30 protein-coding genes are annotated in these 25369 nt (G+C 70.5%); 14 read left to right on the forward strand and 16 right to left on the reverse strand.

Features of this window, described 5'->3' with window-relative positions; translation table 11 throughout:
• Nucleotides 1-28: 28 nt before the first annotated feature.
• A complete protein-coding gene (gene lpdA / locus ACLD7X_RS01130) occupies nucleotides 29-1483 on the forward strand; it encodes a dihydrolipoyl dehydrogenase (RefSeq protein ID WP_411421597.1) in 1455 nt (484 codons plus the stop codon).
• A gap of 53 nt (nucleotides 1484-1536) precedes the next feature.
• On the forward strand, nucleotides 1537-2421 hold the full coding sequence (trpC, locus tag ACLD7X_RS01135; protein ID WP_411421598.1) for an indole-3-glycerol phosphate synthase TrpC: 885 nt from the start codon (nucleotides 1537-1539) through the stop codon (nucleotides 2419-2421).
• 115 nt (nucleotides 2422-2536) lie between these two features.
• Here trpC and rpsD read toward each other — a convergent pair whose 3' ends face one another.
• On the reverse strand, nucleotides 2537-3145 hold the full coding sequence (gene rpsD, locus ACLD7X_RS01140) for a 30S ribosomal protein S4 (RefSeq protein ID WP_411421599.1): 609 nt from the start codon (nucleotides 3143-3145) through the stop codon (nucleotides 2537-2539).
• Between the two features lie 93 nt (nucleotides 3146-3238).
• Between rpsD and yidD the strand changes: the two genes are divergently transcribed.
• From yidD to aqpZ, 4 genes are read left to right on the forward strand one after another with little or no spacing between them, the layout of a single operon-like run.
• Complete coding sequence (yidD, locus tag ACLD7X_RS01145) at nucleotides 3239-3550, forward strand: membrane protein insertion efficiency factor YidD (protein ID WP_411421600.1); 312 nt, start codon at nucleotides 3239-3241, stop codon at nucleotides 3548-3550.
• 20 nt (nucleotides 3551-3570) lie between these two features.
• A complete protein-coding gene (locus ACLD7X_RS01150) occupies nucleotides 3571-3843 on the forward strand; it encodes a glutaredoxin family protein (RefSeq protein WP_411421601.1) in 273 nt (90 codons plus the stop codon).
• A gap of 29 nt (nucleotides 3844-3872) precedes the next feature.
• Complete coding sequence (locus tag ACLD7X_RS01155; protein ID WP_411421602.1) at nucleotides 3873-5375, forward strand: UDP-N-acetylmuramoyl-L-alanyl-D-glutamate--2,6-diaminopimelate ligase; 1503 nt, start codon at nucleotides 3873-3875, stop codon at nucleotides 5373-5375.
• Nucleotides 5376-5427: 52 nt separating this feature from the next.
• Nucleotides 5428-6168 (forward strand): aquaporin Z, encoded by a 741-nt coding sequence (gene aqpZ / locus ACLD7X_RS01160; RefSeq protein WP_411421603.1) that lies wholly within the window; start codon nucleotides 5428-5430, stop codon nucleotides 6166-6168.
• A 7-nt stretch (nucleotides 6169-6175) separates the two neighbouring features.
• On the opposite strand, the gene ACLD7X_RS01165 is transcribed toward aqpZ, so the two are convergent.
• The 13 genes from ACLD7X_RS01165 to sppA form a co-directional block, all read right to left on the reverse strand.
• Nucleotides 6176-6736, reverse strand: coding sequence for a hypothetical protein (locus ACLD7X_RS01165; RefSeq protein WP_411421604.1), 561 nt, complete (start codon nucleotides 6734-6736; stop codon nucleotides 6176-6178).
• Between the two features lie 102 nt (nucleotides 6737-6838).
• Nucleotides 6839-8011 (reverse strand): aminotransferase class V-fold PLP-dependent enzyme, encoded by a 1173-nt coding sequence (locus tag ACLD7X_RS01170; protein WP_411421605.1) that lies wholly within the window; start codon nucleotides 8009-8011, stop codon nucleotides 6839-6841.
• 53 nt (nucleotides 8012-8064) lie between these two features.
• Nucleotides 8065-9060, reverse strand: a complete 996-nt coding sequence (locus ACLD7X_RS01175) for a FliH/SctL family protein (protein ID WP_411421606.1) — start codon at nucleotides 9058-9060, stop codon at nucleotides 8065-8067.
• Nucleotides 9061-9219: 159 nt separating this feature from the next.
• Nucleotides 9220-9399, reverse strand: a complete 180-nt coding sequence (locus ACLD7X_RS01180) for a hypothetical protein (RefSeq protein ID WP_411421607.1) — start codon at nucleotides 9397-9399, stop codon at nucleotides 9220-9222.
• A 70-nt stretch (nucleotides 9400-9469) separates the two neighbouring features.
• A complete protein-coding gene (locus ACLD7X_RS01185) occupies nucleotides 9470-10987 on the reverse strand; it encodes an AAA family ATPase (protein ID WP_411421608.1) in 1518 nt (505 codons plus the stop codon).
• Nucleotides 10984-11562, reverse strand: a complete 579-nt coding sequence (locus ACLD7X_RS01190) for a YceD family protein (protein ID WP_411421609.1) — start codon at nucleotides 11560-11562, stop codon at nucleotides 10984-10986. The genes ACLD7X_RS01185 and ACLD7X_RS01190 overlap by 4 nt, the downstream gene beginning before the upstream one ends.
• A gap of 30 nt (nucleotides 11563-11592) precedes the next feature.
• A complete protein-coding gene (gene yidC, locus ACLD7X_RS01195; protein WP_411421610.1) occupies nucleotides 11593-12729 on the reverse strand; it encodes a membrane protein insertase YidC in 1137 nt (378 codons plus the stop codon).
• A gap of 52 nt (nucleotides 12730-12781) precedes the next feature.
• A complete protein-coding gene (locus tag ACLD7X_RS01200; RefSeq protein ID WP_411421611.1) occupies nucleotides 12782-13192 on the reverse strand; it encodes a PH domain-containing protein in 411 nt (136 codons plus the stop codon).
• Entirely contained in the window at nucleotides 13189-13572 is a 384-nt protein-coding gene (gene rnpA, locus ACLD7X_RS01205) for a ribonuclease P protein component (protein WP_411421612.1), read from the reverse strand. Before rnpA ends, ACLD7X_RS01200 begins: the two co-directional genes overlap by 4 nt.
• Nucleotides 13573-13576: 4 nt before the next feature.
• A complete protein-coding gene (rpmH, locus tag ACLD7X_RS01210) occupies nucleotides 13577-13714 on the reverse strand; it encodes a 50S ribosomal protein L34 (RefSeq protein WP_213178710.1) in 138 nt (45 codons plus the stop codon).
• A gap of 97 nt (nucleotides 13715-13811) precedes the next feature.
• On the reverse strand, nucleotides 13812-14414 hold the full coding sequence (locus ACLD7X_RS01215; RefSeq protein WP_411421613.1) for a DUF2808 domain-containing protein: 603 nt from the start codon (nucleotides 14412-14414) through the stop codon (nucleotides 13812-13814).
• 23 nt (nucleotides 14415-14437) lie between these two features.
• A complete protein-coding gene (gene aroH, locus ACLD7X_RS01220; RefSeq protein WP_411421614.1) occupies nucleotides 14438-14863 on the reverse strand; it encodes a chorismate mutase in 426 nt (141 codons plus the stop codon).
• Nucleotides 14860-15672, reverse strand: coding sequence for a signal peptide peptidase SppA (gene sppA / locus ACLD7X_RS01225; protein WP_411421615.1), 813 nt, complete (start codon nucleotides 15670-15672; stop codon nucleotides 14860-14862). Before sppA ends, aroH begins: the two co-directional genes overlap by 4 nt.
• Nucleotides 15673-15724: 52 nt before the next feature.
• Here sppA and ACLD7X_RS01230 point away from each other — a divergent pair, with 52 nt between their 5' ends.
• The 3 genes from ACLD7X_RS01230 to ACLD7X_RS01240 are packed head-to-tail and all read left to right on the forward strand — an operon-like array spanning nucleotide 15725 to nucleotide 19616.
• Nucleotides 15725-16660, forward strand: coding sequence for a DMT family transporter (locus ACLD7X_RS01230; protein ID WP_411421616.1), 936 nt, complete (start codon nucleotides 15725-15727; stop codon nucleotides 16658-16660).
• Nucleotides 16660-17757: a glycosyltransferase gene (locus ACLD7X_RS01235; RefSeq protein WP_411421617.1), complete on the forward strand. Its 1098-nt coding sequence runs from the start codon at nucleotides 16660-16662 to the stop codon at nucleotides 17755-17757. Before ACLD7X_RS01230 ends, ACLD7X_RS01235 begins: the two co-directional genes overlap by 1 nt.
• Before the next feature lie 26 nt (nucleotides 17758-17783).
• Nucleotides 17784-19616: an ArnT family glycosyltransferase gene (locus ACLD7X_RS01240; RefSeq protein ID WP_411421618.1), complete on the forward strand. Its 1833-nt coding sequence runs from the start codon at nucleotides 17784-17786 to the stop codon at nucleotides 19614-19616.
• On the opposite strand, the gene ACLD7X_RS01245 is transcribed toward ACLD7X_RS01240, so the two are convergent.
• The gene (locus ACLD7X_RS01245) at nucleotides 19610-20227 is read right to left on the reverse strand and encodes a DciA family protein (RefSeq protein WP_411421619.1); all 618 of its coding nucleotides are present in this window, start codon (nucleotides 20225-20227) and stop codon (nucleotides 19610-19612) included. The genes ACLD7X_RS01240 and ACLD7X_RS01245 overlap by 7 nt on opposite strands.
• 55 nt (nucleotides 20228-20282) lie before the next feature.
• Here ACLD7X_RS01245 and ACLD7X_RS01250 point away from each other — a divergent pair, with 55 nt between their 5' ends.
• From ACLD7X_RS01250 to ACLD7X_RS01270, 5 genes are all read left to right on the forward strand, one after another.
• Nucleotides 20283-21056 carry a PspA/IM30 family protein gene (locus tag ACLD7X_RS01250; RefSeq protein ID WP_411421620.1) on the forward strand — a complete coding sequence of 258 codons (774 nt, stop codon included), beginning with the start codon at nucleotides 20283-20285 and terminating at the stop codon, nucleotides 21054-21056.
• A gap of 61 nt (nucleotides 21057-21117) precedes the next feature.
• Nucleotides 21118-21438, forward strand: a complete 321-nt coding sequence (locus ACLD7X_RS01255; protein ID WP_411421621.1) for a thioredoxin family protein — start codon at nucleotides 21118-21120, stop codon at nucleotides 21436-21438.
• On the forward strand, nucleotides 21425-22636 hold the full coding sequence (locus ACLD7X_RS01260; protein WP_411421622.1) for an aminotransferase class I/II-fold pyridoxal phosphate-dependent enzyme: 1212 nt from the start codon (nucleotides 21425-21427) through the stop codon (nucleotides 22634-22636). The genes ACLD7X_RS01255 and ACLD7X_RS01260 overlap by 14 nt, the downstream gene beginning before the upstream one ends.
• Entirely contained in the window at nucleotides 22618-23352 is a 735-nt protein-coding gene (locus ACLD7X_RS01265) for a biotin--[acetyl-CoA-carboxylase] ligase (protein ID WP_412006740.1), read from the forward strand. The genes ACLD7X_RS01260 and ACLD7X_RS01265 overlap by 19 nt, the downstream gene beginning before the upstream one ends.
• A gap of 92 nt (nucleotides 23353-23444) precedes the next feature.
• On the forward strand, nucleotides 23445-24632 hold the full coding sequence (locus tag ACLD7X_RS01270; RefSeq protein ID WP_411421624.1) for a M23 family metallopeptidase: 1188 nt from the start codon (nucleotides 23445-23447) through the stop codon (nucleotides 24630-24632).
• Between the two features lie 6 nt (nucleotides 24633-24638).
• Here ACLD7X_RS01270 and ACLD7X_RS01275 read toward each other — a convergent pair whose 3' ends face one another.
• The gene (locus ACLD7X_RS01275; protein ID WP_411421632.1) at nucleotides 24639-25328 is read right to left on the reverse strand and encodes an ABC transporter ATP-binding protein; all 690 of its coding nucleotides are present in this window, start codon (nucleotides 25326-25328) and stop codon (nucleotides 24639-24641) included.
• Between the last annotated feature and the right edge of the window lie 41 nt (nucleotides 25329-25369).

The following is a 25369-nucleotide window of genomic DNA, read 5'->3' on the forward strand; positions in this document are numbered from 1 at the left end:
AATGCCCGCCAGCTGAGTACGGCCCCCGGTGAGCGACGCCCCCTTCAACGGCGCCTTCGACTACGACGTGATCGTGATCGGGGCCGGCTACGGCGGCTTCGATGCGGCCAAACACGCTGCCGACCATGGCTTGCGGGTGGCGATCGTGGAATCCCGCGACATGGGTGGAACCTGCGTGAACCGGGGCTGTGTGCCGAGCAAGGCGCTGCTGGCCGCCAGCGGCCGGGTGCGCGAACTGGCCGATGCCGAGCATCTGGCCGGCTTCGGCATCCATGCGGCCCCGGTGCGGTTCGAGCGCCAGAAGATCGCCGACCATGCCAACCAGCTGGTGGCGACGATCCGCACCAACCTCACCAGAACCCTGGAGCGGGCCGGGGCCACCATCCTGCGGGGCAGCGGACGCCTGGCCGGTTCCCAGCAGGTCACCGTGCGGGAGAGCGGCAGTGGCCTGGAGCGCACCTACAGCGCCAGGGACGTGATTCTGGCCACAGGCTCCGAGCCCTTCGTGCCGCCGGGCATCGAGACCGACGGCCGCACGGTGTTCACCAGCGACGAGGCCGTGAGCCTGGAATGGCTGCCCCGCTGGCTGGCGATCATCGGCAGCGGCTACATCGGCCTGGAATTCGCCGATGTCTACACGGCCCTCGGCTGCGAGGTGACGATGATCGAGGCGCTGGATCGGGTCATGCCCACCTTCGATCCGGACATCGCCAAGATCGCCGCCCGTCACCTGATCGACGGCCGCGACATCGACGCCCGCGCCGGCGTGCTGGCCCGCAAGGTCACCCCCGGCTGCCCCGTGACGATCGAACTGGCCGACATGCAGAGCCGGGAACTCGTCGAGACCCTGGAGGTCGATGCCGTGCTCGTGGCCACCGGTCGGGTGCCGAGCAGCAAGGATCTCAACCTGGCGGCGGTGGGGGTGGAGACCAACCGCGGCTTCGTTCCGGTGGATGAGCGGATGCGGGTGCTGGTGCAGGGGGAACCCGTGCCCCACCTGTGGGCCGTGGGGGATGTCACCGGCAAGATGATGCTTGCCCACACGGCGGCCGCCCAGGGCACCGTGGCTGTCGACAACATCCTCGGGCACGCCCGCGCCATCGATTACCGCTCGATCCCCGCGGCCACCTTCACCCACCCGGAGATCAGCTCGGTGGGGCTGAGCGAAGCCGATGCCAGGGAGCTGGCTTCGCGGGAGGGCTTCGAGCTCGGCAGCGTGCGCAGCTACTTCAAGGCCAATTCCAAGGCCCTGGCCGAACTGGAGAGCGACGGTCTGATGAAACTCCTGTTCAACAAGGCCAGTGGCGAAGTGCTGGGGGCCCACATCTATGGGCTGCACGCGGCCGACCTGATCCAGGAGATCGCCAACGCGGTGGCCCGCCGCCAGAGCGTGGTGGAGCTCGCTCGGGAGGTGCACACCCACCCCACCCTCAGCGAGGTGGTCGAAGTCGCCTACAAACAGGCCGCCATGGCGGTGGACTGAGCGCCCCAGCCCCGCGCTGACGCACCACCCAATCCCCTCACACCGCCTGAGCCATGGAGATCCGTCGCCGACCACCCAACCCCAAGGTGAAGGTGGCCCATCTGGAGTACGCCATTCCCCATGACGAGGCTGAGCCCCGCCACATCCTCGAGCGGATCGTGTGGGAGAAGGACCGGGAGGTCGCCAGCGACCGGCAGCGGGTGCCGCTCGAGAAGCTCCGCCAGCAGGTGGCCGAGCTTCCCCCCACCCACGATTTCCTGGCGGCGCTGCGGGCCAGCTGCCGCAAGCCCGCGGTGATTGCCGAGATCAAGAAGGCGAGCCCCAGCAAGGGGGTGATCCGGGAGGACTTCGATCCGGTGGCGATCGCCCGCGGCTATGCCGCCGGTGGTGCCAGCTGCCTCTCGGTGCTGACCGACCGGTCGTTTTTTCAGGGTGGATTCGACGTGCTGGTGCAGGTGCGCCAGGCGGTGGATCTGCCCCTGCTCTGCAAGGACTTCATCCTCAGCCCCTACCAGCTCTACCAGGCCCGTGCCGCAGGAGCCGATGCGGCGTTGCTGATCGCGGCGATCCTCACCGACCAGGATCTGGCCTACCTGCTCAAGGTCACCCGCAGCCTGGGGCTGACGGCCCTGGTGGAGGTCCACGATGCCGAGGAGCTGGAGCGGGTGCTCGCCCTCGACGGCGTGAGCCTGATCGGCATCAACAACCGCGACCTGGCCACCTTCCACACCGATCTGGCCACGACCGAAGCGCTGATGGCCGGCTACGGCGATCAGCTCCGGCAGCGAGGGGCTCTGCTGGTGAGCGAATCGGGACTGTTCAGCCGGGAGGACCTCGACCGGGTGCAGGGAGCGGGAGCCGATGCCGTGTTGGTGGGTGAAGCGCTGATGCGGCAGGCCGATGTGACGGCGGCCCTGGAGACCCTGATCGAGGGCTGAAGCCGCCGCGCCCCCGGCCCCCACGGAAAAAGCCCCCACCGTTCGGCGGGGGCTGGGTGAATCGAGGGACCGAAGGCCTGGCGCCCTCGACCCCGCCGACAGCGGTGCGGTCTGCTCAGACCTTGCGGGAGTAGAACTCCACCACCAGCAGTTCGTTGATCTCGAGGGCGACCCACTCGCGCTCACACTTGCTGATCACCTTGGCGGTGAGCTTGTTCTTGTCGAGCTCCAGGTGGGGCGGGATGTTGGCCAGACCGGGGAATTCCAGGTTGCCTTCAGCCAGTTGCTTGCTCTGCTTGCGTTCCCGGATGGCGACCACGTCACCGGCCTTGCACTGGTAACTGGCGATGTCCACCACGCGGCCGTTCACCATGACGTGACCGTGGTTCACCAGTTGCCGGGCACCGGGCACGGTGGGGCCGAAGCCGAGACGGAAACAGATGTTGTCGAGACGGTTCTCGAGCAGTTTGAGCAGGTTGGTTCCGGTCGAACCTTCCTGGGCGCGGGCTTTCTTCACGTAGCGGACCAGCTGACGTTCGGAAATCCCGTAGTTGAAGCGAAGCTTCTGCTTCTCTTCCAGACGGATGGCGTATTCGGAGCGCTTGCGACGGGCTTGGCCGTGCTGACCGGGGGGATAAGACCGCTTGGCGGACTTACGGGTGAGACCGGGGAGGTCTCCCAAGCGCCGCGTGATCCTCAGACGAGGGCCGCGGTAACGAGACATGAAAAGAAGGTCGTGGGACGGAACGGCCCCGCCGGATGGGGGCCCGTGGCGACGGTTGCTCGGGCAAGCTGGAGAGCGTCCGCAGCCCGCGCTTTGACGCGCCAACGATCGATCCTATCGGTTGGCCCCGAGGCCCTCGGACTCACCCCGGTCCCTGAGCCGCTCGGGCTGCCCCCGGGGCCCTCCCGCTGGCTGGCCCTGCTCCTGCTGGGGCTGATCGGCGCCTACCGCCGTTTCCTCTCGCCCCTGCTCGGACCCCGCTGCCGCTTCATCCCCAGCTGCAGCGCCTACGGCCTGGAGGCGATCCGCCGCCATGGACCCTGGCGCGGCAGCTGGCTCACCCTGCAGCGTCTGCTGCGCTGCCATCCGTTCACGCCCTGCGGCTGTGATCCGGTGCCCGACTGACCCGCTCCTCCCCCTTCCCCATGACCATGCTGCGGCTCTATTCCCGCCCGGGCTGCTGCCTGTGCGAGGGCCTCGAGGAGAAGCTGCGCGGGCTCGCTGCCGCGCCGGATCTGGAGGTGGTGAATGTGGATGAGGATCCGGCCCTCCAGGCCCGCTTCGGTCTGGAGGTGCCCGTGCTGGCCTGGCAGAGCCCCCAGGGGGAGCAGGTGCTGCCGAGGGTGCCGCCTCGTCTGGTGGACGAAGCGCTGCTGGTTTGGTTGCGGAGGAACGGTTTTCCTGGCCGGAGCGCCTAGAACGGCGCCACCTCCCGGCTGAGCGGCCCATGAACCACCGGCTTCACCCCCTGCTGCGCGACGTGGGACTGCAGGTACCCGCCGACTTTCCCGAGGCGTCTGTCGAAGCGATCAGCTGCGACTCCCGCCGGGTGGGCCCCGGCACCCTGTTCGTGGGTCTGCCTGGCAACCAGGTGGACGGCGGGGCCTTCTGGCGTTCGGCACTCGCGGCCGGCGCCTGTGCCGCGGTGGTGAGCCCTGCGGCCGCCGCCGCCGACCCCCCGGCGGCGGGCGATCCCGTGCTGGTGACGGATGGGGCGATGGCCCGCTGGGCGGGGCTGCTGGCCGCCGCCTTCTGGGGCCAGCCCAGCCAGCGGATGGCCCTGATCGGGGTCACCGGCACGAACGGCAAGACCACCACCACCCACCTGATCGAGCATCTGGCCGCCGCCGCCGGCACTCCGGCGGCGCTGTTCGGCACCCTCGAGAACCGCTGGCCCGGCCATGCCGTCACCGCCCAGCACACCACCGCCTTCGCCGATCTGCTGCAGGCCCAGCTGGCCCAGGCGGCCGATGCCGGCGCCCGCATCGCCGCGATGGAGGTGAGTTCCCACGCCCTCGACCAGCAGCGGGTGGCGGGTTGCCGTTTCGCCGGCGCCGTGTTCACCAACCTCACCCAGGATCACCTCGATTACCACCCCTCCATGGAGGCGTACTTCGCCGCCAAGGCGAGCCTCTTTGCGGCTCCCCTGCTCCTGGAGAAGGGCACCCCCTCTGCCGTGGTGAACCGGGACGATCCCTGGGGGGCCCAGCTGGCCGCCCAGCTGGGGGAGCGCTGCTGGAGCAGTTCCCTGCGCGACGCCGACGCCGACCTGTTCATCGACGCTCTGACCATGGAGAGCAGCGGGGTGCGGGGGCGGCTGGTCACCCCGGTGGGCGAAGGCCGGTTCCGCTCCCCCCTGCTGGGCCGCTTCAACCTGATGAACCTGCTGCAGGCCGTGGGCGCGCTGCTTCAGCAGGGGATGCCTCTGCCCCTGCTCCTCGATGGGCTGGACAGTTTCCGCGGGGTGCCCGGCCGCATGGAACGCGTGATGGGCCGTGGGCTGGAGGGGCAGCCGGCCGTGCTCGTCGACTACGCCCACACCCCCGATGGTCTGGACAATGCCCTGACGGCCAGCCGGCCCTTCACCCAGGGGCGCCTGGTCTGCGTGTTCGGCTGCGGTGGCGACCGCGACCGCAGCAAGCGCCCCCAGATGGGGGCGATCGCGGCCCGTCTGGCCGACCGGGTGGTGGTCACCTCCGACAACCCCCGCACGGAGGATCCCGCGCGGATTCTCGAGGATGTGGTGGCCGGCATTCCCGCCGGGACCGATCTGCAGGTGGAGGGCGATCGGGCCACGGCCATCGCCATGGCGATCGCCAGTGCGCAGGCCGGCGACCTGGTGCTGATCGCCGGCAAGGGCCACGAGGACTACCAGATCCTCGGCACCACGAAGATCCACTTCGACGATCGCGAGGAGGCCGAGAAGGCGCTCATGGCCCGGACGGTCTGAGCGGGATCGTCTGAGCGCATGGCGCTAAGTTCGGCACAATTTCCGGATCGGCATGGCAGCGGCGGTTCCTCTCTCCAAGAAATTTCTCGCCGAATTCATCGGGACCTTCTGGCTCGTACTCGGGGGCTGCGGCAGCGCCGTGCTGGCCGCGGTCTTTCCCTATGCCCAGGCCGATGCCAATCCGCTCGGTCTCGGTTTCCTTGGGGTGGCGCTGGCCTTCGGTCTCACCCTGCTCACCATGGCGTACACGATCGGGCGGATCTCCGGCTGCCACATCAATCCCGCGGTCAGCTTCGGGCTGTGGGCCAGCGGCCGCTTTCCGGGCTCCCAGTTGCTGAGCTATGTGGTGGCCCAGGTTCTGGGGGCCATCGTCGCCGGTGGGCTGCTCTACGGCGTGGCCAGTGGCCGAGCCGGGTTTGAGCTGAGCGGCAGCAATCCTCTGGCCACCAATGGATTCGGTGCCCACTCACCGGGTGGCTACAGCTTCTGGGCCGCCCTGATCATCGAGGTGGTGCTCACCTTCATCTTCCTGCTGGTGATTCTCGGGTCCACCCACCGCGACACCTTCCCGAGCATGGCCGGCGTGCCGATCGGGCTCTCCCTGGTGCTGATCCATCTGATCAGCATCCCGGTCACCAACACATCCGTGAACCCGGCCCGCAGCACCGGCGTGGCCGTGTGGGCAGGAGGCGATGCCATGGCTCAGCTGTGGTTGTTCTGGCTGGCTCCGATCGTGGGTGCCCTGCTGGCCGGCTGGGTGCAGCGCCATCTGCTGGAGGCCGGCGAAAGCTGAGCGCGGCTCACATCGTCTCCCTGCTTCGCAGCCAGCCGTAGCTGCCCAGCGCCAGAGCCAGTGGCAGTGCCAGGCCCCAGAGCCGGGCCAGGGTGGGTTCCAGGGAGGCCCCTCCTGCCTCCTTGGCGGCTGAGTAGGGCGATTCTTTCTCGCTGCCGGCTGCGAGCTTGCCGTTGATCGGGGCGAGCGCCTCGGCGGCCTTCTCCTGGGCGGTTTCGCCGGCACCGGCCATGGTGTCCTTGGCGGAGGCGTAGGGCGACTGCTTCTGGGAGCCTGGCTCCAGCTTCCCCTCCAGCATGGCGATGACGCCCTGGCCGGCGGCGTAGGAGCAGGTGAGGCTGGTCTGGGTGAGGCCGTCGCGGCTCGCCTGCAGCACAACCTCCACCTTCCCATCCACGAGGGAGCGGCTGGCGCTCACCCGGCTTCGATCGGAGCGGAAGCCCTCCTGGGCGGCCTGCTGCAGGCAGGCCTTCTCGGCCGCCTGGCGCTGCTCGGCGCTGGCCTGGGCCGCCACGGCCGGCGGCGTGCCGAGCAAGGTCGCCAGGGTGGCCGCTGCCGCAGCGCTCACGGCAAGGACGGCTCCTGGAGGGAGGGGGAGTCTGGACTGCGGAAGGGCCATGGCGAGGGCCGTGCTGACACCGTCAGTGTGGCGCTGACATCGGCCTGTGGATCAGGTTTTGGCGGTACTTCGCAATGCGTTCAGCAGGGCCTCCAGGTCGGCGGCGTTCGTGGGCAGGTGGGTGCAGGCCCGCAGGCAGGCGGGCTGATCCAGGCTGCGCAGCCACACCCGTTGCCGGCCCAGCTGGCCCACCACTTCGACCGGAGACATGCCGGCCAGGGTGAAGCTCACCAGACCGGCGGGCGGCTCCACCTGGAGCAGCGTGTCCAACCCAGGCACATCCTGCAGTTGCCGCCAGAGATCCCCCGCACTCCTGCGCAGGCGTGCGTGGCGTTCCTCGGCGCTCCCCTCGGTTTCGAGCAGCTGCAGCGAACAGTCCAGTCCGGCGAACAGGGGGATGCAGGAGGTGGCCACCTCGAAGCGCCGCCCATCGGCATGGAAGCCGCTGGCCGGCGTGCCTTCGTGGCTGAGGCTGCGCCAGCCGATCAGGGTGGGCCTGGCTTCGGCCAGCACCCGTTCGGACAGGGCCACCACGCCCAGGCCCTCCGGACCGCAGCACCATTTGTGGCCGGTGCAGGCATAGATGTCGACGACCGCGGCGGCGGCGGCGACGGGAAGGCTGCCGAGGGCCTGGGCGGCGTCGGCCAGCAGCCAGGGCCGGCGGGGGTGATCCTGCAGGTGCGCGGCCACCTGCTCGAGCGGCATGATCTGGCCGGTGTTCCAGAGCAGATGGGAGAGCACCACCAGCCGGGTCCGGGGTGTGAGCGCCGCCTCCAGCCGCTCCAGCACCGCCGCATCCGTGGCCGCGGGGCTGCCGAGCAGATCCGCCACCGGCAGGCTGTGCAGGCTCAGGCCATGGCGGTGGGCCAGCTCCCGGCAGGCGGCCACCACGCCGGGGTGCTCACAGTCGCTGAGCAGCAACGCATCGCCGGCCTGCCAGGGCAGCCCCCACAGCGGCAGCACGCAGCCGCTGGTGACGTTCTCGGTGAAGCTCAGGCGGTGGGGCGGCACCCCCAGCCAGCACCCCAGCCGCCGCCGCAGCCGCGCCACCGTGGATTCCACAAAGGGCCAGACGTCGTCGGTGAATGGGCCGAGTTCCTGGATGCGCTGCCAGGCCGTGACCATGGCCTCCAGGCTCGGCGTGGGCAGAGGGCCCTGGCCGCCGTAGTTGAAGTAGGCCTTGTTGGCCAGGGCCGGCAGCTGATCGCGCAGGGTCGGGGGCATCGGGCTGAACCGGGGGCTGGTGAACCGGGCTGCTGGGAGCCCCGGCCTGCTGGTCAGATCTGACCGGCGCCGAAGGTCACCTGACAGGCCGCATTGAGGAGCTGGGCCTCGGCCGGGGTGCTCGGCACATCCCCGTTGAGGAGCCCTTCGTTGCAGTCAGCCTCCATCTGGTAGGTGCCCATGCCGTTGTAGACCGCGAAGGTCGCGCCGTAATCCTGGACCGGCTGCACACTGCCGTAGTAAAGCTGCCAGTCGGTGTTCGGCACGATCACCGTGGGTTGACGCCGCTCAATGGCCCGGTCGATGGCGTTGTTGATGATCGCCGCCGTAGTCAGGGTGGTGATTCCCCAGACCAGGGACTGACCGAACCACCAGCCCCAAGGCGGCGAGCTCGAGCCCCATCCGCCGTACCAGCCGCCGCCCCAGGGGCGGTTGTTGTACCAACCGCGGTTGCGGGCCCAGCCGGGATTGCCGTAGTAGTTGTTGACCACGGTCCGACGGGTCCAGATGTTGCGGTCGCGGCGGTTGTAGTCCCGCCAACGGTTGCTGTCCCAATCCTTCCAGCGATCCGAAGCGCGCTGGTAGCCACGGTTGTAGCCCTTGTTGTAGCCCCGGTCGTAGCCGCGGTCGCGTCCCTTGTCGAGGCCCTCCCGGTAGCCGGAACGCACACCCTTTTCGTAGCCGCGTTCCTTGCCTTTCTCGAAGCCCTTGTCCTTGCCGTCCTTCACGCCCTGGCGATAGATCCGATCGCGCTCCTTCTGGTTGAGCTCCTTGCGATCCTTGCGGTTCTGATCGGAGGACTTGCTGTTCTTCCGCTTGTTCTCGTTCCTGTTCTCTTGCTGCTGGTTGTCCTTGTTTTTCTTCTTGCGTTTCTTCTTCTCGTCCTTGTCGTCGTCCTTGGCGAGCAGCAGCTCGTGGGGGATGGGCGAGGCGGTCTGAACCACCGCCGCCACGGCAGGAAGGGTGCTGCTGCAGGTCATCACCAGGGCCATGCCCGCAGCGGGCAGCGCCAGGCGACGCAGGGGAGACGGGGAGGTGATGAAGGCCATGGCCCAGGGAGACCGGAACAACCACAACTTCACCCTGATCCGGCGATGCAGGGATTCACAACGCTGGGGATCCCCTTTGCAAAGTGGCCGGCCAACCAGCGGCGCGCGGCCGGCTGGAGCGCCCCCTTCACCTGGCGAGGCCCCGGCTGGATGCAGGGCCTAGAGCACCTGACCCAGCATCACGGCCGCCACGGCCGAGAAGAGGGTGATGCCCAGCGCTGTGAGGGGATTCTGCCCCTGGGCCACCGCCACGGTCGTGACGACCCCCGCCCCGATGCAGGCGACCGCCAGCTGGGTGAACAGTTCGCTGCGGTCGCGGGGGGTGGGGCTGGGGGTCATGGGAAGGCCATGGGCTTCCGCAGACCGTAGGGAGGGCGGCTGATGCGGCCCCTCCCCCAGGAGAGCCTTGTTACCTGGCGTCGGAGTTCGTTACGCGCCGCAATCTCGAGGCCGGTCGCGCCCGTCCGGTGCTGGCCCACTGGTGCAGGGCCTCGAGCTGTTCCCGCGCCGTTCGGCTCAGGGGCACCACCTGGCTGGCGGCGGCGATCAGGTCGGCCTCGCCGAACTCCCGCCGCTCGGCAAAGGCCAGGTGCATGGCCTCGATCACGGTCTGCTCCAGTTCGGCGCCCGAGAACCCGGCCGTGCGGTCCACCAGCACCTCCAGCGGAATGCGATGGTCGGGCCGCCGTCGCTTCAGCTGGAGATCGAAGATGGCGTGGCGTTCCTCGGGGCTGGGCAGGTCCAGCAGGAAGATCTCGTCGAAGCGGCCCTTGCGCAGCAGCTCCGGAGGAAGGCGTTCCACGGCATTGGCCGTGGCCACCACGAACACCGGGCTGGTCTTCTCGGCCATCCAGGTGAGCACCGTGCCCAGCACCCGCTGCGTGGTCCCCCCGTCACTGCGCCCGTCTCCGGTGGCGGCCAGCCCGAAGCCCTTGTCGATCTCATCGATCCAGAGCACGCACGGCGCCATCGCCTCGGCCCGCTGGATCATGTCGCGGGTGCGCGCTTCCGACGCTCCCACCAGCCCGGCGAACAGCCGTCCCACATCCAGGCGCAGCAGGGGCATCGCCCAGCTGTGGGCGATGGCTTTGGCGGTGAGGGACTTGCCCGTGCCCTGGGGACCCACCAGCAGGACACCGCGCGGCAGGGGCAAGCCATAGGCCCGGGCTTCGGCACTGAAGGCCATCCGCCGTTGTTCCAGCCAGTGCTTGAGGGTTTCCAGCCCGCCGATGTCGGCTGGGGTGGAGCTGCTGGGGCAGTACTCGAGCAGCTCGCTCTTGGCGATGGCCTGGCGCTTTTCCTCGAGAACCTCGGCCAGGTCATCGGCCCCGAGACGGCCACGGCGCGCCAGGGCCCGGGCGGCCAGCTGGCGCACCCGCTGCTCGCTCAACCCGTGGCAGGCCGCGGTGAGTTCCGCCAGCACGGCGGCGTCGAGGGGCTGGCCGCTCGCCCCGGCGATGGAGCGCAGCAGCTGGCCGATCTCGTCGGCGTCGGGAAGGGGCAGATCCAGCAGGGTGATGCAGTCATCGAGATCGAGCGGAAGCTGCCAGTCCGGAGCGGTGATGATCAGGGTGCGGGGCGCCAGCCGCAGCTGGCGCGACAGGTTGCGCAGGCGGCGGCAGATGCCGGCGTCCTCGCAGTAGCGATGGAAGTCGCGCAGCAGCAGGATGGCGCCCTGGTCGGCGGGAAGGGAATCGAGGCAGGCGAGGGCGGCCATCGGGTTCCGGGCCGCCTCCCCCTCCCGGTTGGGCAGGCCGGCCAGTCCCTCCACGAAATCCCAGCGCAGCAGGAGGCGGTCGCCGAGACGTCGCGCCGCCGCCTCCAGCAGCGACTCGACCCGCTGCTCCTCCAGGCTGCGGATCCAGATGATCGGCGTGCGCGCCCGAATCATCAGATCCAGCTGGTCTGCCCAGCTGTCGGTGCTCATGGGGTGTCCTGCGGCGGCTCGCGCAGGGCGGCCAGGGCGGCCCAGCGGGGATCCCCACGGCTGGCGTCGCTGCTCCAGGTGCTGGGCCCCGGACACTCCTCGCCGCAGTCGTTCACCAGGGGCAGCTGCAGGCTGAGCTGCTCGAAGATCCAGTGGGCCGGATCGAAATGGCCGCGGGGGTCCAGGCTCTCGGTGAGGGCATCGGGATCGAGCTCCAGCTCCGTGGCGGGGCCCTCCAGCAGCTCGCTGTCCACCCCCTGCTGGCGGGCCGCTTCGCCGAGCCAGATCAGTTCACGGGTGTGGAAGCCCAGCGGGTGGTTGAAGTGCTGCAGGCAACGGTCGCAGCGCAGGGTGAGGATCGTGGTGGCCCGGCCGTCGACCGCCAGCACGTTGCCGCAGTGAACGGCCCGGAGCGCGCCCCGCACCGGGGTGAGGCTGGCGAGGCCCTCGAGGTGCTGCTCCACGGTCCAGGTGCGGCCCTCAGCGAGGCCGCGCAGATCCTGGATCGGGATGGGCCTGAGGTCGGAGGCGCTGCCCCGGGGCCCGGCTGGCGGGCACGCTGGATCGACGGACATGGCACTGGGGGGAGCGCGGGATGGCGCTGGCTACTTCTTGCCCTTCGGCTCGAAGGGCAGACGTCCCCCGGAGGCTCCGGCGGGGGAGACGGTGACGGTCTGCTGGGCCAGCTGCTGATCGAGGATGGCCTGGAGGTTGTCCGGCAGGGCCTCCCGGGTGAGCAGATAGGTCTGGAGGGCCTGGAAGACGTTGGCCACCACCATGTAGAGCAGCACCCCGGCCGGCAGGGGGAAGAACAGGAACATCGCCGTGATCATCACCGGCGTGATCTTGTTGGCGGTGGACTGCTGGGGGTTGGGGGGCATGCCCAGTCCGGAGAGGATCTGGGAGATGAACAGCGAGGCCCCGAAGGCCGCCACAAGTCCGGCGATGTCCCAGTTGACCGTGCCTTCGGTCATGAAGCCCACCTGGCCCAGCGCCTTGATGAACAGGAAGCCGCTGCGGGCCGCCAGGCCGGGGATCTTCCCTTCAACGGTGGCATCGCCGGGGGCGAGAGCCGTGATCGTGCCGTTCTGATCGACGCTGACCACACCCTCGCCCTTGGTCACGCTCCAGCTGGGCGTGAAGGCGCTGCCGTTCTCCACGTCCGCCAGCACGGTGTCGAAGCTCTGGCCGGTCTTCGTGTGGAGGTTCACCGTCTCGCGGCTGCCGACCCCCAGCTTGTTGCCATTCTCCAGGCTGGCGATCACCGGCACGTGCTCGGTGTTGGAGACGAAGATCGCGTGGCTGGCGCTGTTGAAGGGCTTGGGCTCGATGGTCGCCACCTGCTCGGCCGGCAGCACCTTGAGGTTCAGGGTGTAGGGCACATCCGCGAACGGTGAGCCGCGGAGCGTGGCGAACAGGGCGAAGAGGATGGGCATCTGCACCAGCAGGGGCAGGCAGCCGGCCAGGGGGCTGCCGAACTCCTTCATCAACTTGCCCAGCTCCTCCTGCTGCTTCTGGGGGTTGCTGGCGAACTTGGAGCGGATTTCCGCCTGACGCTTCTGCATCACCGGCTGGGCGATGCGCATGCGCCGGGCGTTCCGGATCGAGCCTGCGCTGAGTGGGAAGAGTGCCAGCCGGATCACCACCGTGAGGGCAATGATCGCCAGCCCGTAGCTCGGCACCAATCCGTAGAAGAAGTCGAGGATCGGGAGCAGCAGGTTGTCGGAGATGTAGCCGATCACGGCGGAGGGGGCTTGGGGGTGAGGGGAAAGCGTGGATCAGTGTGCCTGAGGCTCAGGCGGCCATGCCCCGGGGTGGGGCGGGACGGGCGGCCTGGCGGCGCTCCTCGATGTAGGCCTCGAGATCCCGGAAGCGGGGCACCGAGCGCAGTTCGAGCTTGGCTCCGTCCGTGAGCACCAGCACCATGTCACCCCAGGCCCCGAAGCCGCGGGGCACGCTGCGCACCTCGCGGATCTGGCTGTAGACGACCTGGGTGCGCTCCCGTCCGCGCCAGCCGCCATTGACCTCGATCCGTCGGTTGGTGATGCGGAAACGCAGCCAGAGGGCCCGCACGATCGCGCCGACCGCGAAGGGCAGGCCGATCACGGTGAGGCCGAAGAGCAGATTGACGATCAGGTCGCCCCGGGCCGGACCTCCCTCGAAGAAGACCGTTTCCTGGATCTCTGCTGGGCTCTGCTTGCTCATGGTGTCAGGCCTGCTCGGTGCAGAAGCTGCTCGCATTCTCCCAGCAGGGCGTCAGGAGTGCGTTCGGCGCAGCCGGGCTTCAGACTCATCAGCAGCCACACCGGGCTGTCGGCCTGCCCGAGGGGAAGCTGCAGCAGGTGGCCGTGGATCAGGCGGCGCAGGCGGTTGCGCTGCACGGCGCGCTTGTGGACCTTCGTGCTCACCACCACGCCGCAGCGCCAGGGGGAGGTGGCTGAGCCCCGCTGGCTCATGGGCAGGAGCTCGGCGCGGGCCGGCAGCCACCGCAGCATCAAAAAAGGGCCGTGCAACTGCCGACCCTTGCGGTAGAGACTGTCGAAGACCCGTTCCCCTTTCAGCCGGTGGCAGCGAGGCAGGGCCAAGCGCTCAGACGGCGAGGCGGGACCGGCCGCGGCGGCGACGGGTGCGGATGACCCGGCGGCCGGTGTGGGTCCGCATCCGGACCCGGAAACCGGACACACGCTTGCGCTTGCGGCTGGTTCCTTCGAGGGTGCGCTTGGTCATGGCTTCGTGCTCGCTCCTGGCGACGCGTCGGAATAGGGCGTTGGCGCCAACCTATCAGGCGGCTTGGAGACGCCCCGGCAGGCAGGGCCGCCGACCGTCAGTTGCTGGGGGGATCGATCTGGATCAGCCAGCTGCCCAGGTAGCCGGAGATGGGCACCTCACCGGGGGCCTGGGCCAGGGCGTTGAACTGATACATCCCCACGTTGAAGGGGTTGAAGAGCTTGATGTAAACCCCGATCGTTCCCTCGTCCGAAACCGGGGTGTCGGGGAAGATCTCGATCGCTCCGCCATTCTCGGCGATCTCGATGGTGGCGGGGATCTTCTCGACGCAGCGGGTGCGCGACAGCATCCCACCCTCATTCATCTTGCAGAGCTGCACCCGCGACGGATCGATCTTGGCGTCGAAGTACTTCGGAATGGTGATGCTCAGCTTGAGGATGGCGGTCTTCCGGTCCTTGGGCCGAAGCAGCAGGTAATACTCCGAGCGCTTGAGGCGCTGGGTATCGGTCATGAAGAAGTAGAGCTTGCGGTAGTCGCGGCTGTTCTCCCAGCGGAACTCCACCAGTCCGGAGGTGCCCTGGGCTTGGGCCGCGGGCTGCAGGCCAGCCGGATGGAGCAGCCCAACGCCAGTCAGGGCTGCGGCTCCCAGCCCCGCGGCGGCGGCCAGAGCGCGAGGGTGGCGTAGTGGGTTGAAACCCATTGGGCCTCCACAGGATCAATGGCTCAATTCTCAGCAGAGCCCCGGGAGGAAGGAGTGTGGTGGTGGTCGGCCTCTGGGCTGGCGCGGTCCGGCCGGAGGCGGCTCGCCTCGCGGAGGTAGGGATGGCAGGGGGGGCGTCCGGGCTCCATCCAGGCGTGGGCCAGCAACCGGATGCAGTGGCCCAGATCCCCGGCGACGGCCATCTGCTGGCAGTCGATCAGGGCCACCTGTTCCCAGCCGGGCCGGCGGCGGGCGATGGCGGCCGGGAAGCAGGCATCCAGATCGGCGGTCACGGAGAAGGTGACCGACAGCACCCTGCTCCCCGCCAGCCCGTTGCGTTCGACCAGCGCATCCACCAGCTCGCCGACGGCCTCGGCGATGGCCTCGACGGTGTTGCCGCTGGCGGTGGTGGCTCCCCGCAGGGCACGCAGCTCCAGGGGCTCGCTCATGGGCGGAACAGCCAGAGGGGTTGGCCGCTCCAGCCCAGTTCCAGGCTGAGCAACTGGCCCAGCCGGCGGAGCTGACCCCGGCCGGGGATGAGCCCGGCGAAACGCCGTGGCGGGGCTCCGAAGGTGATCGGCCGGGTCTTGTCGGCATCGAGGCCGGCCAGCTCCGCCGCCAGCCGGCGGGCCGCCTCCTCGTCGCCGAGCTGATCCACGAGTCCCAGCTCCCGGGCCTGGGCTCCGCTGAAGACGCGGCCATCGGCGAACTGCCGCACGGTCTCTTCCGTCAGGCCGCGGCCCTCGGCCACCGCCGCCACGAACTGGGTGTAGCTCGAGTCGATCAGGTCCTGCAGCAGGTCCCGTTCGGCCTGGGTCAGGGCCCGGTCCGGCGAGAGGATGTCCTTGTAGAGGCCGCTCTTGACGGTCTCGAAACTGACACCGAGGCGCTTCAGCAGTTTGGAGATGTTGTTGCCCCGCAGGATCACCCCGATCGAGCCGGTGATGCTGCCGGGGTTGGCCACGATCTTCTCGGCCGCCACACCGATGTAGACCCCTCCGGAGGCGGAGATGTTGCCGAAGCTGGCCACCACGCGGCAACCCTTGTCCCGCAGCCGCAGCAGGGCGCTGTGGATCTCCTGGCTGTCCCCCACGGTGCCGCCGGGGCTGTCGATCCGCAGCAGCAGGGCCGGACACTCCCGCTCCTCCACCTGGCGCAGGGCCTTGAGCACGCGGGTGCGGGTGCCGCCCCCGATCGGGCCCTCGATGCTGATCCGCGCCATGGTGCGGCGTGTCTTGCGGCGCCAGGGCCAGACCATGGGAACGGGAGAAGGTGGCTGGATCTTAAAAAGAAGCTCCGAACCGGCTCCGATGCCCCAGCCCCTCCGCTGGCTTCTGATGATCCTGCCGTTCGCCCTCTGGGGTACGGCGATGGCGGCGATGAAGCCCCTGCTCACGGGGGGCTCGCCCTGGGCCATCGCCACCCTGCGGCTCCTGCCCGCCGGTGCTGTGGTGTTGCTGGCCGCCGTCCTGCTGGGCCGCTCGCTCCGGATCGATCCGGCCGACTGGCCCTGGTTGCTGGCCTTCGCGCTCGTGGATGGAAGCCTGTTCCAGGGGCTGCTGACCCGTGGCCTGGGTCAGACCGGGGCCGGCCTGGGGTCGGTGCTGATCGATTCCCAGCCGCTGCTGGTGGCCCTGCTGGCCCGGAGCCTGTTCGGGGAGGCGATCAACCCGGTGGGCTGGCTCGGTCTGCTGCTGGGGTTGCTGGGCATCCTCTGCCTGGGCCTGCCCGGACCGGTCCTGCGGCACTGGTGGCTGGAGGGACCCGCGTCCCTCGACCAGTCGGCCTGGAGTCACGGGGAGCTCTGGATGCTGGGGGCCGCGGTGGCCATGGCGGTCGGGACGGTGCTGTGCCGCTATGCCGCCCGCCGCAGTGATCCGGTGGCGATCACCGGCTGGCACATGGTGCTGGGAGGGTTGCCCCTGCTGCTGCTGGCCGAGGCGCCTGCCCTCGCCGGCGGCGGCCCCTGGCTGCCCGCCTGGTCGCCGCTCCAGTGGGGCCTGATGGCCTACGCCACGCTGCTCGGCAGTGCCCTGGCCTATGGGTTGTTCTTCTGGTTCGCCAGCAGCGGCGACCTCACCGGCTTCACCGCCCTGACCTTTCTCACCCCTGTCTTCGCGGTGCTCTGTGGGGTGGCCTGGCTGGAGGAGCGGCTCTTGCCCCTGCAGTGGCTGGGGGCGGCCCTGGCTCTCAGTTCGGTGCTGCTGATCAACCGCCGCCAGCAGCTCTGGCAGGGGCACCGCTGATGCGGGTGCTGGTGGTGAGCACGCCGGTGGGCAGCCTGGGCAGTGGCCGGGGTGGGGGGGTGGAACTCACCGCCACGGCCCTGGTCGCGGGACTGCTGGAGCGCGGCCATCGCCTGACCGTGCTCGCCGGGGAGGGCTCCCGGCTGCCCCCGGCCTGCAGCGGCGCCGCGCTCTGGTGTGAAGCGGGTGTCGACCAGCCCAGCTGGCAGCACCGCCACCGGGACGCTCCGGTGGAGATTCCGGTGGATGGCGTGCTGCCGAAGCTCTGGCAACGCGCCCTCCTCCATCAGGCCGGCTTCGATGTGATCGTCAACCTGGCCTACGACTGGCTGCCGATCTGGTTGACGCCGCACACCGCGTGCCCCCTGGCCCATCTGATCAGCATGGGGTCGGTGGGTGAGGCCATGGATGCGGTGGTCGCCGCAGTGGCACAGCACCATCCCGAGCACTTTGCCTTCCACACCGCGGCCCAGGCTGGGGATTTCAGCCTGCCGGGCGCCCCCCGTCTGGTGGGCAACGGCTTCGACCTGACCCGCTACCACTTCGCCCCCAGCGGCGATCCCCTGCTGGGCTGGGCGGGCCGGGTTGCCCCGGAGAAGGGCCTGGAGGATGCCGCCGCGGTGGCCGCGGATCTGCAGATGCCCCTGGCCGTCTGGGGCCTGGAGGAGGATGGGGCCTACGCCCGGCGGGTGGAGGCTTCGGTGCCGGCGGGCACGATCCAGTGGCGTGGCTTTCTGCCGACGGAGCGGCTTCAGCAGGAGCTCGGTCGCTGTGCGGTGCTGCTCAACACCCCGAAGTGGAACGAGGCCTTCGGCAACGTGGTGGTGGAGGCCATGGCCTGCGGCGTGCCCGTCGCCGCCTATGCCCGCGGCGGCCCCGGCGAGCTGGTGCAGGAAGGTACCAACGGGGCGCTGGCCCCACCGGATGATCGCCATGGCCTGCGGCTTGCGGTGCAGCGGGCCCTGGCGGTCCCCCGGGCCGGCTGCCGCCGCTGGGTTGAGCAGACCTGTTCCCAGCAGGCCTTCGCGGCGCGGATCGAGGCGTGGCTCGAGGCGGTGGTGGCCGCGGCGGCGGACCGGGCTGCGCGTGGCGGATAGGGTCGCCCCGCAGCCGACCGTCCCGCTTGCCCTCCCGTTCCGTCACCCCTGCCGTGCGCCGTCGGGTCCTGGGGCTCACCCTGCTGCTGGGGTTGGGGCTGTTCGTCTGGCAGCTGGGCAGCAGTGGCCTCGTGGATGAGACTCCGCCGCTGTTCGCCGCCTCGGCGCGGGCGATGGCCGAAAGCGGTGACTGGCTGATCCCCCGCGTCAATGGCCTGCCCCGTTACGACAAGCCACCGCTGGTGTACTGGGCCATGGGGCTGGTCTATGCCCTGCCGGGCCAGGAGCAGTGGAATCCCCTCGGCACCTGGGCGGCGCGGCTGCCCTCGGCCCTGGCCAGCGTGGCGGTGATGCTGGCTCTGGTCCAGACCCTGTTGCGTTGGCCTCAGGCGACCGACCACGGGCAGGACCGCTGGCAGCCCCGGGCCGTGGTCACGGCGCTGACGGCGGCCCTGGCCTTCGCCCTCTCGCCGCTGGTGCTGCTCTGGGGTCGCATCGCCGTCAGCGATGCCCTCTTCTCCGGCTGCCTCAGCCTGGCCCTGCTGCTCTGCTGGCACAGCTATGCCGCCGCGGGAGGGGGGTGGTGGCGTGGCTGGGTGCTGCTCGGGCTGGCCGTGCTGGCCAAGGGGCCCGTGGCCATCCTGTTGCTCGGCCTGACCCTGCTGCTGTTCGGTGCCCTTCAGGCTGATCTGGGGCGGCTCTGGACGCGGTTGCGTCCCCCGGTCGGGCTGGCGATCACGGCCGGAATCTCTCTGCCCTGGTATGGCCTGGCCCTCGCGGTGGAGGGGGAGCCCTTCTGGCGCAGTTTCTTCGGCTACCACAACCTGCAGCGGTTCACCGCCGTGGTCAACAACCATCAGCAGCCCTGGTGGTTCTTCGCCGTGGTGCTGCTGCTGGCCAGTCTTCCCTGGAGTCCCCTCCTGCTGCTCGGGCTGATTCGGGGGATCGGCGGGGGCCGGTTCGGCTTCCCGGGGCCGCCCCTGCCACCGGCCCTCTCCCTGCAGCGCTTCGCGGCCTGCTGGTTGCTGGCGGTGCTGCTGTTCTTCACGGCGGCCGCCACCAAGCTGCCGAGCTACTGGCTGCCCGCCACCCCGGCGGCGGGGCTGTTGATCGCCCTGGCCGCGCGTCCCGGCGGCGGCAGGCCGTGGCGCCTGGCGTTCGGGCTCAGCCTGGTGCTGGCGCTGCTCCTGGCGCTGGTCTTTGCCGCGGCCCCCTGGTGGGTGCCCGGGATCGTCACCCCGGAAATGCCCACCCTGCCGGCCCAGCTGCTGGCCAGTCGGCGGCTGGCGCTGGCGGCTGGCTGCTACGGCCTGGCGGCGGTGGCGGCCGGGCTGGCCTGGCGTTCCCGCGGCCGATCCGAGGGGCTGCTGGCCCTGCAGCTCCCGCTGGTCCTGTTTGTGCCGCTGGTCCTGCTGCCCGTCGGGGAGCTGGGGGATGGGCTGCGGGGCGCGCCGGTGCGCCAGATGGCCGCCACTGTCCGTCAGGACCGGCATTCCCAGGAACCCCTGGCCATGGTGGGCATGCTCAAGCCTTCCCTGCACTACTACGCCCGCCAGGTCGTGATCTTCGAGGGGGCCCCGGCGACGGGGCTGGTGAACCTGGCGGATCGGCTCGGGGCCGAACGTCGCGCCGGCCAGAGTCCCAGCACGGTGCAGCAGCAGCCCACGCTGCTGCTGGTGATCGACGCCGGAACGGCGCAGCAGCCCTACTGGCAGGGCCTGGAGCCCGAGCTGCTGGACTCCGCGGGGATCTACCGCCTCTGGCGGCTGGATCGCTCCCGGCTCGAGCGGCGGGCGGCGGCGCTGAAGGCGGCCGGTGTCCGTCCCGACTGGCGGGATCCCCGCCCGGAGCGCTACTGATCCGCTGCCCCCCCCTCCGCGTCGGGGGGAGGGTTCAGATCCCTGCGACGGCAGAAGCTGCAGTGGCCCCACAGGGCCATCTCCCCTGCCGGAGCCGGGCAGTGACAGCAGGGGCAGGTCGCCATGCCATGCACGTCCACCCGGCTGGGATGGCGGGCCCAGCTGTCGGCCTCTCCCAGGCTGGCCTGGAGCACCGGGGCGCCGGGATGGTGCTGTTCGAAGCGGATCGAGCGGATCGCAAAGCCCGCCGCCCGCAGGCTGGCCAGCAGCTGGTGGCGGTTGTACTGCAGGGCCTGGAGCCAGGGGCCTGGGGCGGCCCCCACGGTGAGCACCGAACCCGCCAGCCGCAGGGGACGGCAGTGGGGGGCGAGCTGGGGGCCGGCGAGCTGGGGCCACCGCTGCCACAGGGCCGCCAGGTTGCCGCTGCTCTGCCAGCTCTGCTGCAGCGTCTCGAGGCAGCGCGACAGGGTGGCGGCCGGAGCCTGCGGGGCCGGCGCCAGGATCGACAGGTTGCCGTGGCGCCGTGTCCCCATCAGCGGCCGCTCCCGGCGGCGGCGGCGGCCGCGAACGGGGCCATCCCCGGCGTCGGTCGGTGGCGGCACGGGAACCATGCGCAAACGCTAGGACCGTCCATGGTTAGCCTCTGGCATCGCACCTCGCTGGGCCATGGGCTTCTTCGACCGCCTCAGCCGTTTGTTCCGCGCCAACGCCAATGCGGTGATCGGCAGCATGGAGGATCCCTCCAAGATCCTTGACCAGTCCGTTGCGGACATGCAGTCCGATCTGGTGAAGCTGCGGCAGGCCGTCGCGACGGCGATCGCCAGCCAGAAGCGGATTCAGAACCAGGCGGAGCAGGCCGAAAGCCAGTCCAAGACGTGGTTCGAGCGGGCCGAACTCGCCCTGCAGAAGGGGGAGGAGGACCTGGCCCGGGAGGCGCTCACCCGTCGCAAGACCTACCAGGACACCGCCACGGCGCTGAACACCCAGCTGCAGAGCCAGGCGGGCCAGGTGGAGGCGCTGAAGAAGAGCCTGGTCGCCCTGGAGGCCAAGATCGCCGAGGCCAAGACCAAGAAGGACATGCTCAAGGCCAGGGCCCAGGCGGCCCAGGCGCAGGAGCAGCTGCAGAGCGCCGTCGGCAATCTCGGCACCAATTCCGCCATGGCGGCCTTCGAGCGGATGGAGGAGAAGGTGCAGACCATGGAGGCCCGCAGCCAGGCGGCCGCCGAACTCGCCGGAGCCGACCTCGAAAGCCAGTTCGCCGCCCTCGAGGGCAGTGATGTGGACGACGAGCTCGCCGCTCTCAAGAACCGGCTCTCCGGCGCCCAGACTCCCGTCGCCCTCCCCCTGGACAGTGACCCGGTTCCCCAGCTCGAGCCCGTCAAGGTGGCCGAGGTCGATGCGGAGCTCGAGGAGCTGAAGCGCTCGATCGACAAGCTCTGACCGCGACCCTGTCCGCTGGTTCCGTTCCTTCCCTGCCGCCCTTACCCACCCCAACCCTGCCGTGTCCGTCCTCGAGCTCAGCGATGCCAACTACCAGAGCGAGGTCCTGGAGGTGAGCACCCCGGTGCTCGTGGATGTCTGGGCCACCTGGTGCGGCCCCTGCCGGTTGATGGCCCCGATGATGGACTGGGCCGCGGCGGAATACGCCGGGCGTCTGACGGTGGGCAAGCTCGAGGCCGACCCCAACCCCGCCAGTCGCGATCTGCTGGAGGTGCAGGGTCTTCCCACCCTGGTGCTGTACAAGGACGGCCAGGTGGTGGCGCGCCATGAGGGTGCCATGGCCCAGGCCCAGCTCAAGGCCTTCCTGGATGCCCATCTCTGAGCGGCTCTCCCGCCTGGGCAGCGGCGTCTTCGCCCGCAACGACCAGCGCAAGGCGGCCTATGCCGCCAGGGCCCGGCAACCCGGTGCCGCAGGGCCTCCCCTGCTCGATCTCTCGCTGGGATCCACCGATCTCCAGCCTCCTGCGGTGGCGATCGAGGCGATCCGCTCCGGCCTGGGCGATCCGGCCAGCAGCGCCTACTGCCTCCATGCCTCCACGCTCCCGTTTCGCCAGGCCGTGGCCGGCTGGGCCCAGCGACGGTTCGGTGTGGCGGTCGATCCCGAGCGGGAGGTCCTGCTGCTGGTGGGCTCCCAGGAGGGCACGGCCCACCTTCCGCTGGCCGTGCTGAATCCCGGCGATCGGGCCCTGCTGCTCGATCCCTACTACCCCTCCCACCTGGGGGGGCTGCAGCTCGCCTCGGCCCGGCCCGAGCTGTTGCGGCTCGACCCTGCCGACGGCTGGCGGCCGGACTTCGACCGTCTCCCACCGTCCACGTGGGATGCGCTCAAGCTGATGGTGCTCGGCTTCCCCCACAACCCCACCGCCACCACGGGCGAGCAGGCCTGGGTGGATGCGGCGGTGGAGAAGGCCCTGCGCCACGACCTGGTGCTGGCCCACGACAACCCCTACGTGGATCTGGCTCTCGAGGGCGAAGCCCCGGCCCTGCTGCGCCATCCCCACTGGCGTGAGTGCGGCATCGAGTTCTTCTCCCTGTCCAAGAGCTGGTGCCTGGGGGGCTACCGGCTGGCCTTCGCGATCGGTGCCGAGTGGCTGATCACGGCCCTTCGCCAGCTCAAGGGGGTGGTGGATTTCAACCAGTCCCTGGCGCTTCAGGCCGGCGCCGTGGCGGCCCTCGAGCAGGCCCCCGACTGGCCGGCGCAGCTGCGGGAGGTCTACAGGGAGCGTCGTGATCGCATGGCCGCGGCCCTGGAGGCGGTGGGATGGCCGGTGCCCTTGCCCAGCATGGCGCTCTACCTCTGGTTGCCCCTGCCTCCCCAGGTCCGCCACCGCGACGGGCAGGCCTTGTGCGACGCGGAGGCCTTCTGTGGCGAGTTGCTGGAGTCCACGGGCGTGGCCCTGACCCCCGGGAACGGGTTTGGTCCGGGGGGTGAGGGTTGGCTCAGGCTGGCCCTCGTCCACCCCAGCGCCTCCCTGGAGGAGGGTGCGGATCGGATCGGCCGTTGGCTGGCCGGCCGCTGAGGCCCCCCGGCCCCTGGCAGATCCGGCGCCTCGCCGTCTGCGGCAGCACGGAGTGGGAGCTGGAGCGGTGGCTGGGAGGTCGCCCCAGCGCCACCGGGCCGCTCGAGGGCCGGCTGGCGGTGATCGCGGCGCGGCAGCGCTATGGCCACGGCCAGCGGGGCCGCCTCTGGAGTGCCCCGCGCGGCGGGGTGTGGCTGAGTGCGGCGTTCCCCTGGAGCGGCGAGGCCCGGGCGAGCCTGGCGCTCGGCCTGGCGGTGGGCCTGGCGCAGCAACTGGAGACCCTGGGGCTGCCGGTGCGCATCAAGTGGCCCAATGACCTGCTGCTGCACGGACGCAAGCTGGCCGGCCTGCTGCCGCGCCTGCGTCTGCGGGGGGCGCAGGTGCGCTGGGCCCAGGCGGGCATCGGCCTCAATGGCATCAACCGGGTGCCCCCCGGTGCCGTGTCGGTCGGCCAGGCCCTTGCACCGGGCCGGGCCTGGCATCCCGAGGCCTGCCCCCGTCGGCTGGAGGTGCGGGTGCTGTCGGCCATCGACTGGGCCCTCCGCCATGCGGACGAGCCCGACCTGGTGCGCCGCGAGGCCGAGCGACGGCTCTGGTCACCCCGGGAGGGCGTGGAGCATCTCGGCCTGCGCTGGCAGATCGCGGGCCTGGAGAGCGACGGGGGCCTGCGGCTGGAGCGCGGTCCGTGGCGCACCACGCTGGCCCGGGTGTTCTGAGCGCTGGCGGACCCCGCGGTCGGCCCGACGGAGGAATCCGGCCCGATCGCGCCGGTTGGGCGCGGTGAGCCCGCGCTTTTTACAATCCCGTCATGGCCCGATCCGCTCCCTTCCGCCTGGTCCCCGTGGCCCTGGCCGCCACCACCACCCTGGTGGGGCTTTCCGGTCTCGTCGCAGCCCAGGAGCAGAGCTCCGATCCAGCCCGGGAGGAGGCCGCTGTTCCCGCCCCCGCGGCCGCGTCACCGGCCGCCCCACCAGTGGCGAGGCCTGCCCTCCCCGCCGTCTCGCCGCCCACCCGCTCCGCAACGCCGCCGTCTCCGCCATCCCCGGGATCGGCCGCGACCTCCCGGCTCAGGCCCCAGCCTGCCCCCCCCCTGCGCCCCGCGCCGGCCCAGGGGCGTGACGAGCCCCCCGCCCGCTTCGATCGCTCCCTGGACTCCCTGGTGCGCGACGGCATCGTCACCCCGGCCGAGCGCGATCGGCTGCGCAGCGGTGTCCGCTCCACACCGTTCAACGTTCCGGCCCATCAGCAGGCCTGCCGCAGCGGGGCGCTCTCCAGCCAGGAGTGCAGCAGTGGGCTGGTGGTGCGCTGGCGGGGCCGGCCCGGCCAGACCAGCGGCGGCCTCGATCCTGCCGCAGGCGGGCCGCTCGCCTTTGCCGGTGCCCCGATTACCACGCCCCTCACGGTGCCGGTGTCGGCCCTGCTCGCGGGCTCCGGGGCCAACTTCCGTCTGTCCGACGTCTTCGCGGTCACTCCCCGTCCGGGGCCGGTGGCGGGCAACGGCAACCGGCGGCTGCTGTTTCCCCTGATCGGTTCGGCCGTCACCAGCAGCGTCTTCGGCTATCGGCTGCACCCCCTGCTGGGCAGCTGGTTGATGCATGCCGGCAGGGATCTGGCGGCGCCCGAGGGCACGCCGGTGGTGGCGGCCCTGGGGGGGCATGTCGTGAGCAGCGGCCTGGCCGGTGGCTACGGCCTGGCCATCGAGATCGACCACGACCGGCCGCGCCGCCGCACCCTCTACGGGCACCTGAGCGAGCTGTACGTGAAGCCCGGTGATCGGGTGCGCCAGGGGGAGGTGATCGGTCGGGTCGGCAGCACCGGCCTCAGCACCGGGCCCCACCTGCATTTCGAGCTGAGGGTGCCGGGCGACGGCGGCTGGCTGGCCGTGGACCCCGGTGACCTCGACCCGGGCCAGGGAGCCCTGGGAAGCGATGCCATCGCCCTGCTGATGGGCCAGCTGCTCGAGAGCCTGGAGCGGCCCCGGCCTGCGGCGGGCTAGGGCCCCTCAGTCGGTGATGCGTCCGTCGCGGAAGTGAACCACCCGCTCGGCCCGCGCCGCCACGTCGTCCTCGTGGGTGACCATCACCACGGTCATCCCGCCGCGGTGCAGCTCATCGAAGATGGCGAGGACCTCCTCGGTGGTGTGGGAATCAAGGGCGCCGGTGGGCTCATCGGCGAGCAGGAGCGCCGGATGGTTGATGATGGCGCGGGCGATGGCGACCCGTTGCTGCTGACCACCGGAGAGCTGGTTGGGCTTGTTGTGGAGGCGCTGGGCCAGACCCACCCGGGCGAGCGCCTGGCCGGCCCGCTCGCGCCGCTCCAGGGCGGGTACGCCGGCGTACACCATGGGCAGCATCACGTTCTCCAGGGCCGTGAGCTGGGGCAGCAGGTGGAACTGCTGAAACACGAAGCCGAGATCCCGGTTCCGCAGGTCGGCCAGCTGATCGTCATCGAGGGCATCCACCAGGGTGCCGTTGAGGCGATAGCTGCCGGCTGTGGGACGATCCAGGCAGCCCAGGATGTTCATGGCTGTGCTCTTGCCGGACCCTGAAGCCCCCATGACCGCCAGGTAATCCCCGCGGTTGACCGTGAGGCTCAGGCCGTCGAGGGCGCGGACCTCGGTGTCCCCCGAGCCGTACACCTTGTGGATGTTGCGCAGGTCGGCGACGGGACCGGCCTGCTCCGGCTCGACCATCACGAGCGCGGCCAGGCCCGGCTCGCTCAGCCTGGTCCCGG

This window comes from Aphanothece microscopica RSMan92, from assembly GCF_046613545.2.
GTDB lineage: Bacteria > Cyanobacteriota > Cyanobacteriia > PCC-6307 > Cyanobiaceae > NIES-981.